We start from the raw sequence: 18,791 nt of genomic DNA, 5'->3' as shown, positions 1-18,791 counted from the left end.
GTTACTTGGCTTGAACGCCCTTTTCAACTACTGCATCGCTAGCGACTACTGCCGTTACGGCCGCTACCGGGCTATTTGCCATCGACAATTTGTATGGCTCGACCGGCGTGACGCACAGGGCGTCGGAAACGATGGTGCGGTTCAGGATTGCCTTGTACAGATCGTTAGGTACGGCGCTGTAGCGGCGCACGGGATCGCGTTCGCTAGGCTGGGCCAGCGACAGGTAGTCGTCGCGGTTCAGCGCGCCGCCACCGGCACGTGCCGATGCCACCCATTTATCGAAGTCCGCATCATTGACACCGTGGAACTTGAAGCGCATGCCCGAGAAACCGGCACCGCTGTAGTTCGCGGAGAAGCCCTTGTAGACGCCAGGCTTGTTGATGACAGCATTCAACTGCGTTTCCATGCCCGGCATGGCGTAGATCTGACCTGCCAGTGCGGGGATGAAGAACGAGTTCATGACGGACGACGCGGTGATCTTGAAGCGGATCGGACGATCGACGGGCGCGTACAGTTCATTCACCGAAGCGATGCCTTGCTCGGGGTAGATGAACAGCCATTTCCAGTCCAGGGCCACGACTTCGACGATCATCGGCTTGTGGCTGGCAGGAATCGGGCGATTGGCGTCGATACGGCTCAATGGGCGGTAGGGATCGAGGGTGTGGGTGCTGATCCAGGTCAGCAGGCCCAGCACGATGATGATCAACAGGGGCGCGCCCCAGATAATCAGCTCGAGGCGAGTCGAGTGGTCCCAGTCCGGCTCGTATTTGGCCGCGGTGTTGTTTTTTCTATAGCGCCATGCGAACAGCAGGGTCAGGGCGATTACCGGAACGATAATCAACAGCATCAGCAATGTCGAGATGACAATCAGATTGCCTTGCTGAACTGCGATGTCACCAGACGCATTCAGTACCACCGTATTGCAACCAGCCAACAATGCGAGAGGTAAAAGAAGCAGTCCGCGACGAACTTTTAATGAAAACATACAGGAAAGTCCAGTACAGGGGATGAAGATATGGTACTGTATTCTCACTGGAGCGCGTTGGCAATTGGACGTTTTGTCCACCCCTTGCTCGGTCTTTCACTGCGTAGGCGCGGAGTTTTCCTACGACTACCTGATGAATAGTCCTACTCCGGGCGTGAGACACCCGGGGTATGTTACGCGTTGGCCGAACTCGAAACTATATTGGAGACGATCATCATGTCCAGCACGCGCACACACGGCGGGGATGTACCCGCCGATTTTTCCCCTCACTCCCTGCGCGACGCAAGCGGGGCCGGCACGGTCGAATCGCATATCGACCCCGGTGAGATCGCCGTCGGCGTGATCATCGGCCGCGCTTCCGAATACTTTGACTTCTTTGTCTACGCCATCGCCTCGGTGCTGGTGTTTCCGCGCGTCTTCTTCCCGTTTGAAGAACGCCTGGAGGGTACTTTATATGCCTTCCTGATTTTCTCGTTCGCCTTCATCGCCCGTCCGTTCGGCACCGTGATCTTCATGGAGATCCAGCGCCGCATGGGGCGCAGCGCCAAGCTGACGATCGCCCTCTTCCTCTTGGGCGTGTCGACGGCCGGCATCGCCTTCCTGCCGACCTACTCGCACCTGGGCTTTGCCGCCATCATCTGGCTGTCCGTGCTGCGTATCGGCCAGGGCGTGGCGCTGGGCGGATCGTGGGATGGCTTGCCATCGCTGCTGGCCCTGAACGCGCCGGAAAACAAGCGCGGCTGGTACGCCATGCTGGGCCAGCTGGGTGCGCCCGCCGGCTTCCTAATTGCCGCCGGCCTGTTCTGGTTCATGCTGACCACCCTGACGGATGAAGATTTCCTCGACTGGGGCTGGCGCTATCCTTTCTATGTGGCCTTCGCCATCAACGTGGTGGCCCTGTTTGCCCGTTTGCGCCTGGTGTCGACGAATGAATATGCGCGCCTGCTGGACGAACGCGAACTGCAGCCCGTGAGCGTGTTTGAAATGAGCCGCGGCCAGGGCCGCAACGTGCTGATCGGCGCCCTCGCCGCGCTGGCCAGCTACGCCCTGTTCCATCTGGTCACCGTGTTCCCGCTGTCATGGATTTCCGTCTACCAGACGCGTTCGGCGTCAGACTTCCTGCAAGTGCAGATGGTGGGCGCCGTGCTGGCCGCCATCGGCGTGGTGATTTCCGGCTTGCTGGCCGATAAATTCGGCCGCCGCACCACCCTGGGCGTGCTGGCCGTGCTGATCGCCATCTTCAGCGCCTTCGTACCGACCCTGATGGGCGGCGGCAATACGGGCCAGGACGTCTTCATCCTCGTGGGCTTCAGTCTGCTGGGTCTGTCCTACGGCCAGGCAGCGGGCGCCGTGACGGCCAACTTCCCTGCCCGCTTCCGCTACACGGGCGCGGCCCTGACATCCGACCTGGCCTGGCTGGTGGGTGCCGGCTTCGCCCCGCTCGTAGCGCTGGGCCTGTCGGCCAACTTCGGCCTCGCCTATGTCAGCTTCTACCTGCTGTCAGGCGCCGTCGCCTCGCTGGCCGCCCTGAGCCTGAACCGGGCACTGGAAATCCGCGACTGACAGATATATCGTTAATGTCGATCAGTTGCAGGCAAAAAGCGCCGGATTCGTCCGGCGCTTTTTTTGTACCAGCCCGATCCTTCCTATCTGACGACTGTATCGCCGTCACTCTTTCTCTGCATATTAGAACGTAGTACGCAAACAGGCGGGGTCATTGACCTGCCTCAATCGGGCAGGTCTTGCATTTACGCGTACCTGATCTCTCAGGGCATCAAACGCTGCGTATCGATGAACTGGCGCACGCCGGTCGGATGCGCCGTCTTCCACGCTTCCAGCTCGGGCCGGTAAGCTTCGCGGAACTGCAGCAGCAGCAAGGCTGGCTCGAGCTGGCCGGCTGCATACAGTTTCTGCATGCGCAGCAAGGCCGGGTCGGCCAGCGCCACGCCGCGGCGGGCGGCTAGGTCATCGAAGGCACGCATGGCTTGCTGCCACGCCGTCAGCTCGATCTGGAATGGCGACAGCTTGTTTTCCTTCTTGAAGGCCGCCGTCTTCAGGCTCGCCTGCCCCATGGCCAGCAGCTGCCACATGGCCGTATCGGCCGACATGTTGGCGCCGGGCGCGGGCGCTTCGGCAAACACCTGGATCCTGGGCTTGCCATCGGGACGGTCCACCGAACCCTCGGCGCCGCGCCGCAGCTTGAGCGCCGTCAAGGGCTGGCCTGCCGTCGCGTCTTGCAGCACCGATAATTTTTGCCAGGCCAGCGGCTGGTCGGGCCGCGCGCCGATACTGCTGGCCAGCGCAGCGATGGCCTCGTCCGTCTTTTTCTGCTGCAGCAAGGTATCGGACAAGAAACGCCAGGCTTGCGCGTGCATCGGATCGATCTGGAGCGCCTTGCGGAAACGCTCTTCCGCCTGCGGCCACTGCTGCTGGGCCACGAAGCAATCGCCCGCATACACCCAGGCGCTCGCATACTGCGGGTCCGCCAACTGGGCTTTTTCATATTGCTCCAGTGCCGCGCCATACTGCTGCGCCTGGAATAACTGCTCGCCTTGCGCCAGGAAGGCGGCCGCCGCCGGCAACGGCGCATGGGGCCGCAAAGCCTGGTCGGTACTCATGGTGCGCAGCAACTCTTCCGCGACGGGGTCGTTCGCATCGACCTTCAAGGCCTGGCGCGCCGCCGTCTCGGCCATGGAGCGCAGCTTCAAACGCGCCGCCTCCACCCGTTCCGTGTCGCCGGACAAGCCATAATTCATCACCGCCATGGCCGCGAACGCGCTCGAGGCTGCAGGATCAGCCTGCGCCGCCTGCATGAATTTCATGGCGGCCGCTTCATGCTTGCCATCCTGCGCCAACAACTGACCTTGATACAATAATTGCACACTAGCATTATTACCAATGACCGCAGCCTGGGCGGACAGGGAAAAAGCCGTACTTAACACGGTGACACAGGCAAGTTGACGTAACATTTGTTCGATGCCTCTCATTAAGAAGTTTTACATATCAGCATTGCGTAACAAGGCTGCTATGCTAGCGCACGCTATACATACACAACAGAAATACTTGCCTTTCAATTAAAATTGTTTTTCGCTACATCCCTACACGGACATGATGAATACCAAGACCCCGATCGACTCTTTCAGCTTTCGCCGCATCCTCGCCCGCAACGTCACCTTGCCGTTGGTCATCGGGGTCGTCACCGCCCTCGTGTTTGTCGGCCTGATCGCCTACCTGCTCTCGGCCCTGCGCTCGGTCGAGCATTCCGAACGGGTGATCGGCAATGCGAACGAAGTCATGAAGTTGTCGGTCGATATGGAAACAGGCATGCGCGGCTACTTGCTGACGGGCGATGAAACGTTTTTGGCGCCGTATAAATCGGGCAAGGCCAAGATCGCCGTGGAAATGAGCACCTTGCTGGAACTGATCTCCGACAGCCCCATCCAGGTCGACCGTCTGCGCCGCATCCGCGCACTGCAAAACCAGTGGATGGCCTATGCAGAAAGCGTGATCGGCCAGCGCCGCAGCAACCAGGAATTCCTCGCGCGCGTGCGCCAGGGCGAAGGCAAGCTGGAATTTGACGAAATCCGCCGCGAATTCCTCACCTTCCTGTCCATGGAGCAGCGTTTGCGCCAGGAGCGCGCGGATACGGCCGAGAGCCGCACCATACTGGCCGTGGTGGTGTTCCTCATCCTCAGCCTGGGCATGTCCGGCTTGCTGGCCTACCTGGGACGGCGCGAACTGCTGCGCCTGTCCGATATCTACAACGATGCGCTCGAACAGCGTGGCAAGGACAACGACATGCTGCAGGAGCAAGCATGGCTGCGCACGGGGCAGACGGAGCTGGCGGCCCACACCAGCGGCCAGCTGGGCTTGCCGCAGCTGGGACGGCATGTGCTGGACTTCCTCGCCCACCGGCTGGAAGTGGCCGTGGCCACCCTGTACGTCGTCGACGAGGATGGCAGCCTGCGCCGCACGGCCGTGTACGGTTTCAACGAACAGGGCGTGAAGGACAAGCAAGTATTCAAGCTGGGCGAAGGCCTGGTGGGCGAGACGGCGCGCGAGAAGCGGCTGAAACACATCAAGCAGGTACCGGACGACTATCTGACCGTGACCTCGAGCCTGGGTAGCGGCGCGCCGCTGGAACTGGTTTTAACGCCTGTCAACAATGAAGGCTTCGTCAACGGCGTCATCGAACTGGGCTTTACGCATCCCGTCAGCGCCCGCGCCAAGGAATGGCTGAACCTGATTGCAGCCAACGTCGGCACCTCGCTGGAAGCGGCCCTGTACCGCCAGCGCCTGCAAAATGTGCTGGAAGAAACCCAGCAATTGAATGAAGAGCTGGAAGTCCAGCAGGAAGAGTTGCGCACGGCCAATGAAGAGCTGGGCGAACAGTCGCGCGTGCTGGAACAGTCGCAAGCCCACCTGGAAGAGCAAAAGGCGGCGCTGGAGCAGTCGAACGAGCAACTGGCCGTACAGGCCCTGTCGCTGGACCAGAAGAACATGGCGATTGGCCAGGCGCACGCCCAGCTGGAAGCGCGCGCCGAAGAGTTGCAGCGGGCCAGCCGCTACAAGTCCGAATTCCTGGCGAATATGTCGCACGAGCTGCGCACGCCGCTGAACAGCTCGCTGATCCTGTCCAAGCTGCTGTCGGACAATAGCAGCGGCAACCTGACGCCGGAACAGGTGACGTTTGCGCAAACCATTTATTCAGCCGGCAACGATTTATTAACCCTTATCAACGATATCCTCGACATTTCCAAGGTCGAGGCGGGCAAGCTGGAATTGACGCCGGAAGCCGTGCCTTTCGACGAGCTGCTCAGCAGCATGAAGATGCTGTTTGGCGCCCAGGCCCAGCAAAAGAAACTGGTGTTTGACGTCAAGGTGGCGCCGGACACGCCGCCGTCCTTCGTCAGCGACCGCCAGCGCCTCGAGCAAATCCTGAAAAACCTGCTGTCGAACGCCATCAAGTTTACCGATACGGGCACGGTATCCCTGCACGTGAGTACCGACGCAGCCGGTCGGATGCGCTTCCAGGTGCAGGATTCGGGCATCGGCATTGCCCACGACCAGCAGCAGAAGGTGTTCGACGCCTTCCACCAGGCCGATGGTACCACCAGCCGCCGCTATGGCGGCACTGGCCTGGGCCTGTCGATTTCGCGCGACCTGGCAGCCTTGCTGGGCGGCAGCATCGACCTGGCCAGCACGCCAGGCCAGGGCAGCACGTTTACCTTGGTGCTGCCAGCGGTCATGCCGGAACGCGCGGTAGAAGCTGCGCCGGCGCCGGCCGCAGCGCCACGGCCGCCCGCCGCCGCGCCCAAGGCGGCACCCGCCGTCAAGCCCGTGCCGCTGCCGACCTTCCAGGATGACAGGAACAGCGTGCCGGGCGGCAAGACTGGCCAGCGTTCCGTGCTGGTGATCGAGGATGAACCCGCGTTTGCCGGCATCCTGTTCGACCTCGCGCATGAAATGCAATACCGCTGTCTGGTGGCGCATGGCGCCGACGAAGGCTTGCGCCTGGCGGAAGAATTCCTGCCCGACGCCATCCTGCTCGACATGGGCTTGCCGGACCGCCCGGGCTTGCTGGTCTTGCAGCAGCTCAAGGAAAACCCGCAGACGCGCCACATTCCCGTGCACATCGTGTCCGGCAATGACCAGATGCAAGAAGCCATGCAACTGGGCGCCATCGGCTACGCCACCAAGCCGCGCACGCGCGAGCAACTGAAGGAAGTGTTCCGCAAGCTCGAATCGAAATTCACGCAAAAGATGAAGCGCATCCTGCTGGTCGAAGACGATGCACGCCAGCGCGAAAGCGTGGTGCACCTGATCAGCGACGACGACGTGGAAATCACGGCCGTGGCGCTGGGCGAGCAGGCACTGGAATTACTGAAGACGCAGATTTTCGACTGCATGATCATCGACTTGAAGCTGCCAGACATCCAGGGCAACGAATTGCTCGAACGCATGGAACATGAAGAACTGTGCTCGTTCCCGCCCGTCATCGTCTATACGGGCCGCAACCTGAGCCGCGAGGAAGAGGCGGACCTGATGAAGTATTCGCGCTCCATCATTATCAAGGGCGCCCGCTCGCCCGAGCGCCTGCTTGACGAAGTGACCTTATTCCTGCACAAGGTGGAATCCGAACTGTCGAGCGAGCGCCAGGGCATGCTGCAGCAGGTGCGCAGCCGCGAACGCGTCTTCGAAGGGCGCAAGATTCTGCTGGTGGACGACGACGTGCGCAATATCTTTGCCCTGACGAATGCGCTGGAACAGAAAGGCGTGGTGGTGGAAATCGGCCGCAACGGCTTCGAAGCCATCAGCAAGCTCAACAGCGTGGACGATATCGACCTGGTGTTGATGGATGTCATGATGCCGGGCATGGATGGCCTGGAGGCGACGCGGCTGATCCGCGCCGATGGTCGCTACAACAAGCTGCCCATCATTGCAATTACCGCCAAGGCCATGAAGAATGACCAGGAAGAATGCCTACAGGCGGGAGCGTCCGACTACCTGGCCAAACCGATCGACCTGGACCGTTTGTATTCGCTGCTGCGCGTGTGGATGCCGAAGATGGAACGCATGTGATGCAACGCTACCTACGCCACGCAGTGGAGTGTCGCTGATGTCGCTGCGTTACACAGATGAGCAACTGCACGCGCTGATGGAAGCGCTGTATCAGCGCTACAGCTATGATTTTCGCGACTATTCCCCGCCCTCGCAGCGGCGGCGCCTGAATCACGCGCTGGAGCGCTTCCACTGTGCCGACTTGCCGGCCTTGCAGCAACTGGTGCTGGACGACGCGACCGCCTTTGGCAGCCTGCTGCAGATTTTGACCGTGCCTGTCACGCAAATGTTCCGCGATCCCGCGTTTTTCCGCGCCGTGCGCGAACATGTGGTGCCCGTGCTGAAAACCTACCCGTCGCCAACGATCTGGGTGGCCGGCTGCTGCACGGGCGAGGAAGCGCTGTCGCTGGCCATCGTGCTGCACGAGGAAGGCTTGCTCGAGCGCAGCACGATTTACGCCACCGACATCAACCCGCAAGCGCTGGCCACGGCCGCGCGCGGCGTGTATCCGCTGCACCGCATGGCCGACTATGGCGACAACTACCTGGCCGCAGGCGGCCTGGGCCAGCTCGCCGAGTACTACACGGTCGAGCATGCCACCGTGCATTTCCAGCAACGCCTGCTTGACAGGATCAACTTTGCCGACCACAGCCTGTCCACGGACAGCGTTTTCATTGAAACGCAATTGATTCTCTGCCGTAACGTGCTGATTTACTTCAATAAAACCTTGCAGGAGCGGGCCCTGGGCCTGTTCCACGACTCGCTGTGCCACCGGGGTTTCCTGGGACTGGGCAGCAAGGAAAGCACGCATTTCACGCGCTTTGCCGCCGACTTCGAGCCATTGCCGGGTCCCGAAAAGCTCTACCGCAAGCGTGCACCGTCGCACGCCGCTTCCCATTACGCTGGACGGCACATGCCAGGAATGAAACATGATGAATGAAACAAGCACCAAATTGCTGATCGTCGACGACTTGCCGGAAAACTTGCGCGCGCTCAATGCGCTGATCCGCGAGAGCGACCGCAGCGTCTATCAGGCGTCGTCGGGCGAAGAAGCGCTGGCCCTGCTGCTGGAACACGATTTCGCGCTGGCCATCCTCGACGTGCAAATGCCGGAAATGGATGGCTTTGAGCTGGCGCAATTGATGCGCGGCACGGAAAAGACGCGCCACATCCCCATCGTCTTCGTCACGGCGGCCGGCAAGGAAATGAATTTCGCCTTCCAGGGCTATGAAAGCGGCGCCGTCGATTTCCTGCACAAGCCGCTCGATATCAATGCCGTGCAAAGCAAGGTCAACGTCTTCGTCGCCCTGCACCAGCAGCGCAGCGAGACGCGGCGCCAGGTGCAGGCGCTGGAACACAGCCGCCAGCAGCAAGAAGCGTTACTGAAAGAATTGCGCGCCACGCAGGCTGAGCTGCAGCGCTCGCTGCGCCTGCGCGACGAATTCATGTCCATGGTGGCGCACGAACTGCGCACACCCCTGAACACCCTGTTCCTGGAAACGCAGATGCGCACCGTCAACCTGGAGCGGGGCAACCTGGCCGCCTTCGAACCGGATAAGCTGAACAAGATGGTGGCGCGCGACGGGCGGCAAATCCGCAGCATGGTGCGCCTGATCGACGACATGCTCGACGTCTCGCGCATCACCAGCGGCAAACTGTCGATCCGCCGCGAATCCGTCGACCTGACCAGCCTGGTGCGCCGCGTGGCCGACGACCTGGGCCCGTATGCGGCCGCCACGGGCAGCGTGCTGGAAGTGCTGGCCTTCGAACCCATCGAGGGTTTCTGGGATGCCTTCCGCGTCGAGCAGATCGTTGTCAACCTGATCAGCAATGCCGTGCGCTACGGCCAGGGCCAGCCCGTGGAAATCAGCCTGGCGCACACGCAAAACAGCGCCGTCATCGAAGTGCGCGACCATGGCATCGGCATCAATGCGCGCGACCAGGAACGCATCTTCGACGCCTTCGAGCGCGTCATGCACCAGGACCGTACGGGCGGCCTGGGCCTGGGGCTGTTCATCACCAAGCAGCTGGTCGATGCGCACGGTGGCGCCATCACCCTGCAAAGCCAGCCCGGCAATGGCGCCCTGTTCAGCGTCACCCTGCCGCTGGCCGGCAGCTGAGGCCGGCATGACGAGCACCGCCGCCCCCCGCAGCCAGGCCGGCACCAGCGGCGTGGCCTTTCTGCTGCAACTGGAACGCCGGCTGCGGCTGCTGCACGACACGGGCGAGATTCTCTCGCTGTCGGCGCAGCTGCTGGGACAGCGCCTGGGCGCCCAGCAAGTGGCCTGTTTCGATATCGACCAGACCCTGCAATGCCCCACCCTCCAGCATGCGTGGAGCGACGGCCTGGCGCCCGGCGCCGCCGGCGAGTATTTCCTCGGCGATTATGCGGCCCGCCTGGCCGATGCGCTGGCCGCCGGCCAGGCGCTGGCCGTCAGCGATGTGGCCAGTGACCCGCGCACGGCCACGCCGGCCGCGCTGGCCACGTTTGCGCGCCTGGGCATCCGTGCCTTCCTGAACATTCCCATCGCCAAGGAGGGCCGGCTGGCGGCCTTGTTCGTCGTGCACAGCCGCGCGGCGCGCCTGTGGCATGCGGACGAGATCGAACTGGCCGTGCAAGTATCGGAACGGGTCTGGTCGACCATCCTGCGGGCCCAGGCGGAATCGCGCTTGCGCGCCCTCAGTGCCAGCATGGAAACGCAGGTGGCCGAGCGCACGCGCGCATTCGGCCGCACCTGGAACGTCAGCCCCGATTTGCTGGGCGTGCTCAACCTCGACGGCTATTTCGAGCACTCGAACCCCGCCTGGCAAACCACCCTTGGCTGGTCGGTGGAGGAAATCCGCACGACGCGCTTCCTGGAACTGATCCACCCGGAAGACTTGCCGCGCACCCATGCCGCCTGGGAGGCGGCCAACCAGGGCCAGCCGGCGCTGCGCTTCGAAAACCGCTACCGCCACAAGCTGGGCGGCTGGCACTGGCTGTCCTGGGTCGCCGTGCCCGAGGGCGACAAGGTGTATTGCAGCGCGCGCGACATCACCGTGGAAAAGAAGTTGGAAGCGGACCTGGCCGCGCGCAACAGCGATCGCGAGCGGCTGTGGCGCAGCGCGCAAGACCTGATGGTGGCCATCGATGCCGAGGGCTGCTTTGCTGCCGTCAACCCGGCCTCGGCCGCTATTCTGGGCTGGCTGCCCGAAGAAATGCTGGGCCGCAGCCTGTTCGACTTCGTGCTGCCCGAGGATGCCGTCGCCACGCGCCAGGCGCTGGCGCAAGTGACGCAGGAGGCCATGCCCAGCTTTGAAAACCGCTACCGGCACCGCGATGGCGGCCACCGCTGGCTATCCTGGTCGGCGGCGGCCGAAGGCGACCTGATTTTTGCCACCGGGCGCCATGTCACGCTGGAAAAGGAAGCGGAAAGCACCTTGCGCAGCATGCAGGAATCGTTGCGCCACAGCGAGATGGCCCTGTTGCAATCGCAAAAACTGGAAGCGCTGGGCAAGCTGACGGGCGGCGTGGCCCATGATTTCAATAACGTCCTGCAAATTATCTCCGGCAATCTGCAACTGGTGCAGCTGACCCTGGACGACGACCCGCTGGCCGCCAAGCGCATCGCCAGCGCCTCGGCCGCCGTGGAACGGGGCGCCAAGCTGTCGGCCCAGCTGCTGGCCTTTGCGCGGCGTCAACCATTGCAACCGCTGGTGACGGACCTGGCGCACCTGCTGCGCTCAACGGAAGAGCTGCTGCGGCGCGCCACGGGCGAAAGCATCGAGACGCGTTTGCTGCTGGCCGACGACTGCTGGCGCGCCCTGGTCGACCCGCACCAGCTGGAAAACGTCATCCTCAACCTGGCCATCAACGCGCGCGACGCCATGGATGGCCAGGGCCAGCTGACCATTGAACTGAGCAACAGCGTGCTGGGCCGCGACTATGCGGCGCGCCATGCGGACGTGGCGCCCGGCGACTACGTGCAGCTGGCCGTCTCCGATACGGGCACGGGCATTCCTGCCGAACTGCTGGACAAGATTTTCGAACCATTCTTCACGACGAAGAAGGAAGGTGAAGGCACGGGCCTGGGCCTCTCCATGGCGTACGGCTTCCTGCGCCAGAGCGGCGGCCACCTGACGGTGGACAGCCTGCCCGGCCATGGCAGCACTTTCCGCATTTACCTGCCGCGCTCGCTCGAAGCGGAAACGGAACTGCCGCTGCAGCTGGGCGGCCCCGTGCTGGGCGGCAAGGAAACCATCCTCGTCGTGGAAGACGACGTGCAGGTGCAAACGACGGTGGTGGACATGCTGCGCGGCCTTGGCTACGTCGTGCTGCGCGCCAGCGATGGCGAAAGCGCGCTGGCCATCATCGGCAGCGGCGTCCCCATCGACCTGTTGTTTACGGATGTGGTGATGCCGGGCAAGGTGGCCAGCACGGCACTGGCGCGCCAGGCCCGATTGCTGCTGCCGCAGCTGGCCGTGCTGTTTACCTCAGGCTACACGCAGGACGCCATCATGCAGGGCGGCCGGCTGGAACCGGGCGTCGAATTATTGAGCAAGCCCTACCGGCGCGAAGACCTGGCGCGGCGCATCCGCCACTTGCTGGCCAATGGCCGCCACGTGACGGCGCTGCAACAGTACCGCGCGCAGCTGGCGCCGCAGCCGCCCGCGTCGCCTCTGCCGGGGGCGCGGACTGGTATGCGGCCGGGTATGCGTCATATCTTGTTGGTGGAAGACAATGCCGACGCGCGCGCCATGACGAGCGAACTGCTGAGCATGCTGGGACACGCGGTGCTGGCCGTGGGCACGGCCGAGGAAGCCTTGCCCCTGCTGGACACGCCGGGACTGGAACTGTTGCTGACCGATATCAGCCTGCCGCACATGTCAGGCGTCGAGCTGGCCGAACTGGTGGCCCGCGAGCAGCCACAGCTGGAAGTGGTGTTTTCCACGGGCCATGCGCCGGCCAATTCCGGCGTGCTGGACCCGGCCGCGCGCTTCCTCGTCAAGCCATTTACCGTCGAGCAATTGCAGCAAGCCTTGCTGCCGCCAGTTTAGTAAACATCGAGCCGGCGCGCCTTCAATGCGTTGGCCAGCTCTTCCAGGCCAAACGGTTTGCGCAAGAAACGCGCGCTGGCGTCCTGCATCAGGCTGGCGCCCCAGTCATGCCCGGAAGCAAACACCACGTCCAGCTGCGGCCAGTGGGCACGCGCATGGCGCGCCAGTTCCAGGCCCGACATAGTGGGCAGGCTGATGTCCGTCACCAGCACGTCCAGGCCCGGCATGGCCAGCAGGGGCAAGGCTGCCTCGGCGCTGGCCACGCCATGCACGGTATGCCCCAGCATATTCAGCATTTCCGTCGTCATCTCCCGCGCATCGTCATTGTCTTCCACCAGCAGGATGCGCCGCCCGGACGGGTCGGGCGCGCCCACCAGGCGGCGGTCGGCCAGCAGGTGGCGGATGCGCCGCGCCAGGTCTTCGCGCTGGTAGGGCTTGCTCAACAGTTCCACGCCCTGGTCCAGGCGCCCGCCCTGCATGATGGCATTGTGCGTATAGCCCGAGGTAAACAACACGGCCAGCTCCGGTAGCAGCAATTTGGCCTGCTGCGCCAGCTCCTTGCTGCTGACGGGACCCGGCATGACCACGTCCGTAAACAGCAGGTCGATGGCCACGCCCGTGCCCAGCAGGGCCAGCGCCGAGGCGCCATCGTCCGCGTGCAGCACGTCGTAGCCCAGGCCGCGCAGCATGTCGACCACCGTATGTTGCACGGGAGCATCGTCTTCCACCACGAGGATGGTCTCGCCGCCGCCCAGCACGGGGCCCGTCAAGCCCGGCGGTGGCTCGGCCAGCTTTTCCAGCGAGCGGGGCAAATAAATCTTGAAGGTCGTGCCGGCGCCCGGCGCGCTGTGCACCTTGATGTGGCCCGCGCTCTGGCGGATGAAGCCGTAGGCCATGGACAGGCCCAGGCCCGTGCCCTCGCCTTCGCGCTTGGTGGTGAAGAACGGTTCGAATATCTGGTCGATCACGTCGCGCTCCATGCCATGGCCCGTGTCGGTGATAGTCAGCAGCACGTATTGCCCCTCCAGCACATCGGCATGCAGGCTGGCGTAGGTGGCATCGAGCGTGACATTGCTCAAGGTGAACGTCAGGCGTCCACCCCCTTCCATCGCGTCGCGCGCATTGATGGCCATGTTCAGCAGCACGTTTTCCATCTGGTTCGGGTCGACCAGGGTATGCCACAAGCCTGCACTGATGAAGGTTTCCTCGGCAACCGCCTCGCCCAGGGCGCGGCGGATCAGCTCATGCATGCGGCGCAGCAGGCGACCCAGGTCCGTCACCAGCGGCTTCAACGGTTGACGCCGCGCAAAGGCCAGCAATTGCGACGACAGCTTGGCGCCCCGCTCGACGGCCGAAGCGGCCGAATCGAGGCGCCTGGCCGCCTGCGGATTGTCGGCCACCGTCAATTTCAGCAACTGCAAATTGCCGGAAATGATTTGCAATACGTTATTGAAATCGTGGGCCACGCCGCCCGTCAGTTTGCCGATCGATTCCAGCTTTTGCGCCTGCAACAAAGCTTGCTCGCTGCGCACCAGCGCCAGCCGCGCCTCTTTTTCATCGGTGACGTCGCGGCCGATGGCGTGGATCAGCTTTTGCGCGGGCACGGCCGTCCAGGAAATCCAGCGGTAGCCGCCATCGCGGCGCCGGTAGCGGTTTTCCATGCGCAAGGTGGGCGCGCCATGGGCCAGGCGCGACAAGTCCTTCAAGGCCGCCATGCGGTCGTCGGGATGCACGAGGCTGATGAAATCCATGCCCAGTGACTCGATTTCCGGCCGGTCCAGGATCTTGCTCCAGGCGGGATTGACGGCGATGATCATGCCGGCCAGGTCCGCCACCAGCATGATGTCGGTCGACAGCCGCCACATGCGGTCGCGGTCAGCGGTGCGGTTGGCCATTTCCACTTCCAGCGAGGAATTCAGGTAGGCCATCTTTTCCAGCACGTTCTTCTGTTCCTGCACGTCCGTATTTGTGCCCACCCAGCGCAGCACCTTGCCCGTTTCGTCCAACAGGGGCAAGGCGCGCGCCAGGAACCAGCGGTAGGCGCCGTCGCTGGCGCGGCGCATGCGGAACTCGTATTCGTAAGCGCTGGCCGTGGCGACGGCCCGTTCCCAGCTGTTCTGCGTGGCTTGCACGTCGTCCGGGTGCACGCAGTGGCGAAAGCCGCTCGACACCAGGGACTTCATCGATTGTCCCGTGTATTCGCACACCTGTTCGTTGACCCAGTAGGTGGCGCCGCTGCCATGCGCCAGCCAGGCCTGGTTGGGCATGGTCGAGGCCAGCGAACGGAACTGCGCTTCGCTGTCGAGCAAGGCATTGCGCGCCTGCCAGTGCTCGTCAATATCCTCGCATGAGCCATACCATTTCACGGGCTGGCCCCGCTCGTCAAGCCGGCAATAGGCGCGTGTATGCACCCAGCGGTACAAGCCGTTTTGCCGGCGTACCCGCATTTCCGCATCGAAAGGCTGGCCGCTGCCCACGGATTCACTCCAGGCCGCCAGGGAATGGGGCACGTCGTCTGGGTGGATGGCGTCCAGCCAGGTGGTGCCCAGGCCGCTGCAACCCGTCCATTCGCGCCAGCGCTGCGCCACATAGTCGAGCTTGCCGTCGATGTCGGCCGTCCACAGCACTTGCGTGTTGAGTTCGATGGCGTAATGAAAGTGTTCGCGGCTGTCGTCCAGCGCTTTTTCCAGCAGGCCCCGCTCGATGACATGCGCGGCCACGCGCGCAGCCAGCGCCAACAGTTCGATTTCCGGTTGCGTAGGATGGCATGACGCCGGGAAAAACAGGCCCAGCACGCCCAGGATATGCCCCTTGGCGCCAAAGACGGGCGCGACCCAGCAGGCGCGGTAGCCATGCAGCATGGCTTCCTTGCGTCCCGCGCTCCAGTGTACGTCGCGCGTGATGTCGCCGCAATACACGGGCGCGCCGGAAAAGGCGGCCGTGCCGAACGGCGAAGGCTGTTCGCCGCCATGCCGCAGGGCCAGGCACAGCTCGTGTGGCAGGCTGGGCGCGGACAAGCCGCAAAAACGGTCGGCCTCGTCGATCAGCACCAGGCAGGCATGCGCGCCGCCCTCGGCCAGGTCTTGCAGCGCCAGCAACAAATGCTCTAGTGCATGGGCCAGGTCGGCGCCTGCCGCGATACTGCCCAGCGCACTATGCTCGGCGTCCAGCAATGAAAGAATGTTGTTTGCGTGCACCGTGTCGATATGGGGAAAACTGATGCCCGAAATATACCATGGGGCACCCCTCTCCTAGGGGAAAACAGCGCACCGCTTGATCTCAGCGGCAACGCGGCCCTATGCTAAAGTGTTGCTCTCTTCTCAAGCGAAACCCAGCATGCCTACCTCCCTGCCGTCCTCCCTGATCGCCACCGCCCTGCTCGCCTCCGTCCACGGCGCCGTCGCCGCCCCCATGAGCCTGGACGACTACCTGGCCCTGAACGGCCCCGCGCCCACGGCACAGATCGCATATGGCCCGGCGCCGTCGCAATACGCCCAGCTGTTCCGGCCGGAAGGCAGCGGGCCGTTCCCTGTCGTCGTGCTCGTGCATGGCGGCTGCTGGACGGTGGCCTTCGGCGGCATCGGGCAGATGCGCAACGTGGCCGGCGCACTGGTGGCGCAAGGCATTGCCGTGTGGAATGTCGAGTACCGTCGGGTCGACGAGCCGGGTGGCGGCTATCCCGGTACGTATGCAGACATGCACGCGGCGCTGGACAGCCTGCAGCAGCACGCGCCCCAGTACCAGCTCGACACCAGCCGCACCGTCGCCATGGGCCACTCCGCCGGTGGCCAGCTGGTGCAATGGATTGCCGGTCGGGAAAAACTGCCGAAGAGCAGCCCCCTGTACCGCGAACAGTATCTGCCGATCAAGAATATCCTCAGCCTGGGCGGCTTGGCCGACCTGCGCCACGAACGAGACTTGATCAAGAGCAGCTGCGAGCGCGACATCGCGCAACTGGCAGGCAGCGCCAGCACTGAGCGTTCCGACATATACAGCGACACCAACGCGGCCGACCTGATGCCCAACGGCAGCCGCACCGTGCTGGCCACGGGCGAGCTCGACACCATCTCCCCGCCCCGCGTCGCGCACGACTATGCGGCCAAGGCCAAGCTGGCCGGCGACCATGCGGAAGTGCTGATTTTGCCCGGCGCCAGCCATTACGACGAGATCGCGGCCACATCGAATGCATGGCGGATGATCTTGCCGGTAATCAAACAGATGCTGGCAATGGAGGCGAAATGAAACGCGCCATCGCCTTCACCCTGCTTGCCGCCTGCTCCGCCATGGCGTTCGCCGCTGATACCCTGTCACTCGAAAGCGGCTTGCTGCATGTCATGCAGCTCAAAAAGGGCACGACCGAGCGCACTGGCACGTCCGGCCAGGCCATCCGCGCCTACCAGCATGCCGGCCTGGTCAGCAAGACTCCCCGCCAGCGCTTCGATTACACCGATTACTACCTGCTGGACCAGCCAGTGCCCTTCATGGGCCACGAACTGGTGCTGATCGAAGAAGAATACCGCAGCAAATACATAGGCTGCTGCGCCAGCCCCGGCGTCGGGATCACGGTGAAAGTCCATGGCAGCCTCAAGAATCTGCAACAGTTCGCCCGCGCCAACCGCTGCACCCTGACCGATCATGTTGATTTTGCACATGCCCTCCGCGAAGTGGCGATCAAGAACAAGGTTCCCAAGGCGCACTATGCGTCCCTGAGCTGCCGCGAGCGCGATGCCGAGCGCGATGAGTCGTGACAGCTCTCCGCGTGGCCGGCCTATCCGTACAGATAGAACGCTACATTGACGACCACTTCCCAGGCGTGGTTGCCTGCGTGCTGACCGATGCCGATGGCAAGCGGCATGCATTCACGGAGAAAGTGCCAGTGCTCAGTAGCAGCGATCTGCGTGCGGACAGCAGTTATCCGAAGCCAGGATACATTGGCTGCGTCATCGAGCACGAATGGCTGGACGCGGCAGGCCGCAAGCTGGTGCAGGTCAATACGGAGCAACCGTGGGGAATTACGTCTGTTTCAGGGGTGACGGTGTTTAACGTGCTGGATGCGCAAATCATCGATAGGTGATGACGGACGGCTATCGCCTGCGGAGTCAAGCAGTCGACGTGACAATGCGTGACTTTTCTCGCTTACTAATTCGTTATGCTCATTGCCGCAGTCGGCCACTACCGGCCAAACGAGGTCATTGCTAAATTCTTGCGCTTGGAGTGGCAAACCTGCGGTCTCCTTTAAGAGATGTAGCAGTGTCTATTGAAATAGTGGCGATTCAACTTCCGCTATGGGGCGGAAGCCGCCAAAGACGGCAACCGGCCAGAAGAGGCCGGCGAGCGAGATAGACATTGCGTAGCTGCAGATCAGTATTGCAATAGCTCGCATTGGGCAATCGTAAAGCCTTTTCCGGGGTCGGGCGGTGTCTCGGGAAAGGTTACTTTGTATTGATTGCTTTCTCCTGCAAGCTGTTCGGTCACGAAATGTTGCTTGCCTCGTGAACGCGCTAGCCCGCACATGCCCCTCAGGATAAACATTGACGAAGACACCGAGCCGCCCGAGCGGCGTGTTGCCCTCACCGTGGACGAATCAGCCTCTCGCGCGACTTCCTTGAATTCCATGTCTAAGATCTTGCCATTCTCAACAGGCGTGACCGGTATGATTAGACGGAATAACTGCAGATCGGCAGCTTGCGTGACAATAGGCATTAGCAGGATTGGCCATATTAGGGTAATGATTCGGTACATCGCGATCTCCTTATTGAGCCGCCGATTATTGCAGTAGGTTGCATCGTCGTGTTGGCATTCATAGCAAGTATAGCGAAACGGTACCAATGGTATTCTTTAACCATGGTGGCTACAAACAGTTCGACCTCGGTTCATCAGATTTGACATTGCAAGAGTGACCGTTCTATAGCAGATGCCAGTCAAATTCTGGACGACATCCGCTCTAGGGCGAAACCTGCCAACGACGGCAACCGGCCAGTAGCGGTCAGTCAGATTCGACCGACAAAGGGCAAAACTGCATCCCCAGTGAACGTTGGATACCTTTTAGGAGAACCTAGTGCAATCGCAGTTAGATGAAATCGAGCGGCGTGAGATGTATGCGCTAGCCGCTATTCGTGATGCGTTCGGCACCGAAGCCGATGAGTACGGTGGGACTCTATTCGTTTCTCACCACCTTGAAGAGTTGGACGCCACCTATTGGCAGTCG

Annotated in this window: 12 protein-coding genes; 8 read left to right on the top strand and 4 right to left on the bottom strand. The window is 62.5% G+C overall.

The features are described from left to right. Nucleotide 1: 1 nt before the first annotated feature. On the bottom strand, nucleotides 2-985 hold the full coding sequence (gene cyoA, locus ACQ4W0_RS14595; protein WP_436577368.1) for a ubiquinol oxidase subunit II: 984 nt from the start codon (nucleotides 983-985) through the stop codon (nucleotides 2-4). 216 nt (nucleotides 986-1,201) lie between these two features. On the opposite strand from cyoA, the gene ACQ4W0_RS14590 reads away from it, so the two are divergent. Next, nucleotides 1,202-2,548, top strand: coding sequence for an MFS transporter (locus ACQ4W0_RS14590; RefSeq protein WP_436577367.1), 1,347 nt, complete (start codon nucleotides 1,202-1,204; stop codon nucleotides 2,546-2,548). A 203-nt stretch (nucleotides 2,549-2,751) separates the two neighbouring features. On the opposite strand, the gene ACQ4W0_RS14585 is transcribed toward ACQ4W0_RS14590, so the two are convergent. After that, nucleotides 2,752-3,867, bottom strand: a complete 1,116-nt coding sequence (locus ACQ4W0_RS14585; protein ID WP_436577366.1) for a tetratricopeptide repeat protein — start codon at nucleotides 3,865-3,867, stop codon at nucleotides 2,752-2,754. Nucleotides 3,868-4,096: 229 nt separating this feature from the next. Between ACQ4W0_RS14585 and ACQ4W0_RS14580 the strand changes: the two genes are divergently transcribed. The 4 genes from ACQ4W0_RS14580 to ACQ4W0_RS14565 are packed head-to-tail and all read left to right on the top strand — an operon-like array spanning nucleotide 4,097 to nucleotide 12,583. Next, nucleotides 4,097-7,567 carry a response regulator gene (locus ACQ4W0_RS14580; RefSeq protein ID WP_436577365.1) on the top strand — a complete coding sequence of 1,157 codons (3,471 nt, stop codon included), beginning with the start codon at nucleotides 4,097-4,099 and terminating at the stop codon, nucleotides 7,565-7,567. Between the two features lie 37 nt (nucleotides 7,568-7,604). Beyond that, on the top strand, nucleotides 7,605-8,486 hold the full coding sequence (locus ACQ4W0_RS14575) for a CheR family methyltransferase (protein ID WP_436577364.1): 882 nt from the start codon (nucleotides 7,605-7,607) through the stop codon (nucleotides 8,484-8,486). After that, nucleotides 8,476-9,666 carry a hybrid sensor histidine kinase/response regulator gene (locus tag ACQ4W0_RS14570; RefSeq protein ID WP_436577363.1) on the top strand — a complete coding sequence of 397 codons (1,191 nt, stop codon included), beginning with the start codon at nucleotides 8,476-8,478 and terminating at the stop codon, nucleotides 9,664-9,666. The genes ACQ4W0_RS14575 and ACQ4W0_RS14570 overlap by 11 nt, the downstream gene beginning before the upstream one ends. Before the next feature lie 7 nt (nucleotides 9,667-9,673). Next, nucleotides 9,674-12,583, top strand: coding sequence for a hybrid sensor histidine kinase/response regulator (locus ACQ4W0_RS14565; RefSeq protein WP_436577362.1), 2,910 nt, complete (start codon nucleotides 9,674-9,676; stop codon nucleotides 12,581-12,583). Here the strand turns inward: ACQ4W0_RS14565 and ACQ4W0_RS14560 are convergent. Then, the gene (locus tag ACQ4W0_RS14560; RefSeq protein WP_436577361.1) at nucleotides 12,580-15,780 is read right to left on the bottom strand and encodes a PAS domain-containing protein; all 3,201 of its coding nucleotides are present in this window, start codon (nucleotides 15,778-15,780) and stop codon (nucleotides 12,580-12,582) included. The genes ACQ4W0_RS14565 and ACQ4W0_RS14560 overlap by 4 nt on opposite strands. Nucleotides 15,781-15,919: 139 nt before the next feature. Between ACQ4W0_RS14560 and ACQ4W0_RS14555 the strand changes: the two genes are divergently transcribed. From ACQ4W0_RS14555 to ACQ4W0_RS14545, 3 genes are read left to right on the top strand one after another with little or no spacing between them, the layout of a single operon-like run. Continuing rightward, nucleotides 15,920-16,825: an alpha/beta hydrolase gene (locus ACQ4W0_RS14555; RefSeq protein ID WP_436577360.1), complete on the top strand. Its 906-nt coding sequence runs from the start codon at nucleotides 15,920-15,922 to the stop codon at nucleotides 16,823-16,825. Continuing rightward, nucleotides 16,822-17,331 carry a hypothetical protein gene (locus tag ACQ4W0_RS14550; RefSeq protein WP_436577359.1) on the top strand — a complete coding sequence of 170 codons (510 nt, stop codon included), beginning with the start codon at nucleotides 16,822-16,824 and terminating at the stop codon, nucleotides 17,329-17,331. Before ACQ4W0_RS14555 ends, ACQ4W0_RS14550 begins: the two co-directional genes overlap by 4 nt. After that, nucleotides 17,328-17,657, top strand: a complete 330-nt coding sequence (locus ACQ4W0_RS14545) for a hypothetical protein (RefSeq protein WP_436577358.1) — start codon at nucleotides 17,328-17,330, stop codon at nucleotides 17,655-17,657. The genes ACQ4W0_RS14550 and ACQ4W0_RS14545 overlap by 4 nt, the downstream gene beginning before the upstream one ends. A 287-nt stretch (nucleotides 17,658-17,944) precedes the next feature. On the opposite strand, the gene ACQ4W0_RS14540 is transcribed toward ACQ4W0_RS14545, so the two are convergent. Then, complete coding sequence (locus ACQ4W0_RS14540) at nucleotides 17,945-18,325, bottom strand: hypothetical protein (protein WP_436577357.1); 381 nt, start codon at nucleotides 18,323-18,325, stop codon at nucleotides 17,945-17,947. Nucleotides 18,326-18,791: the final 466 nt, after the last annotated feature.

The organism is Janthinobacterium breve, assembly GCF_051380895.1.
GTDB lineage: Bacteria > Pseudomonadota > Gammaproteobacteria > Burkholderiales > Burkholderiaceae_D > Janthinobacterium.
This window is presented reverse-complemented; position numbering and strand designations above follow the sequence as displayed.

Excerpts from the sequence above, each read along its gene's own strand:
- cyoA (WP_436577368.1), bottom strand. The coding sequence starts at position 985 with ATGTTTTCATTAAAAGTTCGTCGCGGACTGCTTCTTTTACCTCTCGCA.
- ACQ4W0_RS14590 (WP_436577367.1), top strand. The coding sequence starts at position 1,202 with ATGTCCAGCACGCGCACACACGGCGGGGATGTACCCGCCGATTTTTCC.
- ACQ4W0_RS14580 (WP_436577365.1), top strand. The coding sequence starts at position 4,097 with ATGAATACCAAGACCCCGATCGACTCTTTCAGCTTTCGCCGCATCCTC.
- ACQ4W0_RS14575 (WP_436577364.1), top strand. The coding sequence starts at position 7,605 with ATGTCGCTGCGTTACACAGATGAGCAACTGCACGCGCTGATGGAAGCG.
- ACQ4W0_RS14570 (WP_436577363.1), top strand. The coding sequence starts at position 8,476 with ATGATGAATGAAACAAGCACCAAATTGCTGATCGTCGACGACTTGCCG.
- ACQ4W0_RS14565 (WP_436577362.1), top strand. The coding sequence starts at position 9,674 with ATGACGAGCACCGCCGCCCCCCGCAGCCAGGCCGGCACCAGCGGCGTG.
- ACQ4W0_RS14555 (WP_436577360.1), top strand. The coding sequence starts at position 15,920 with ATGCCTACCTCCCTGCCGTCCTCCCTGATCGCCACCGCCCTGCTCGCC.
- ACQ4W0_RS14550 (WP_436577359.1), top strand. The coding sequence starts at position 16,822 with ATGAAACGCGCCATCGCCTTCACCCTGCTTGCCGCCTGCTCCGCCATG.
- ACQ4W0_RS14540 (WP_436577357.1), bottom strand. The coding sequence starts at position 18,325 with ATGTACCGAATCATTACCCTAATATGGCCAATCCTGCTAATGCCTATT.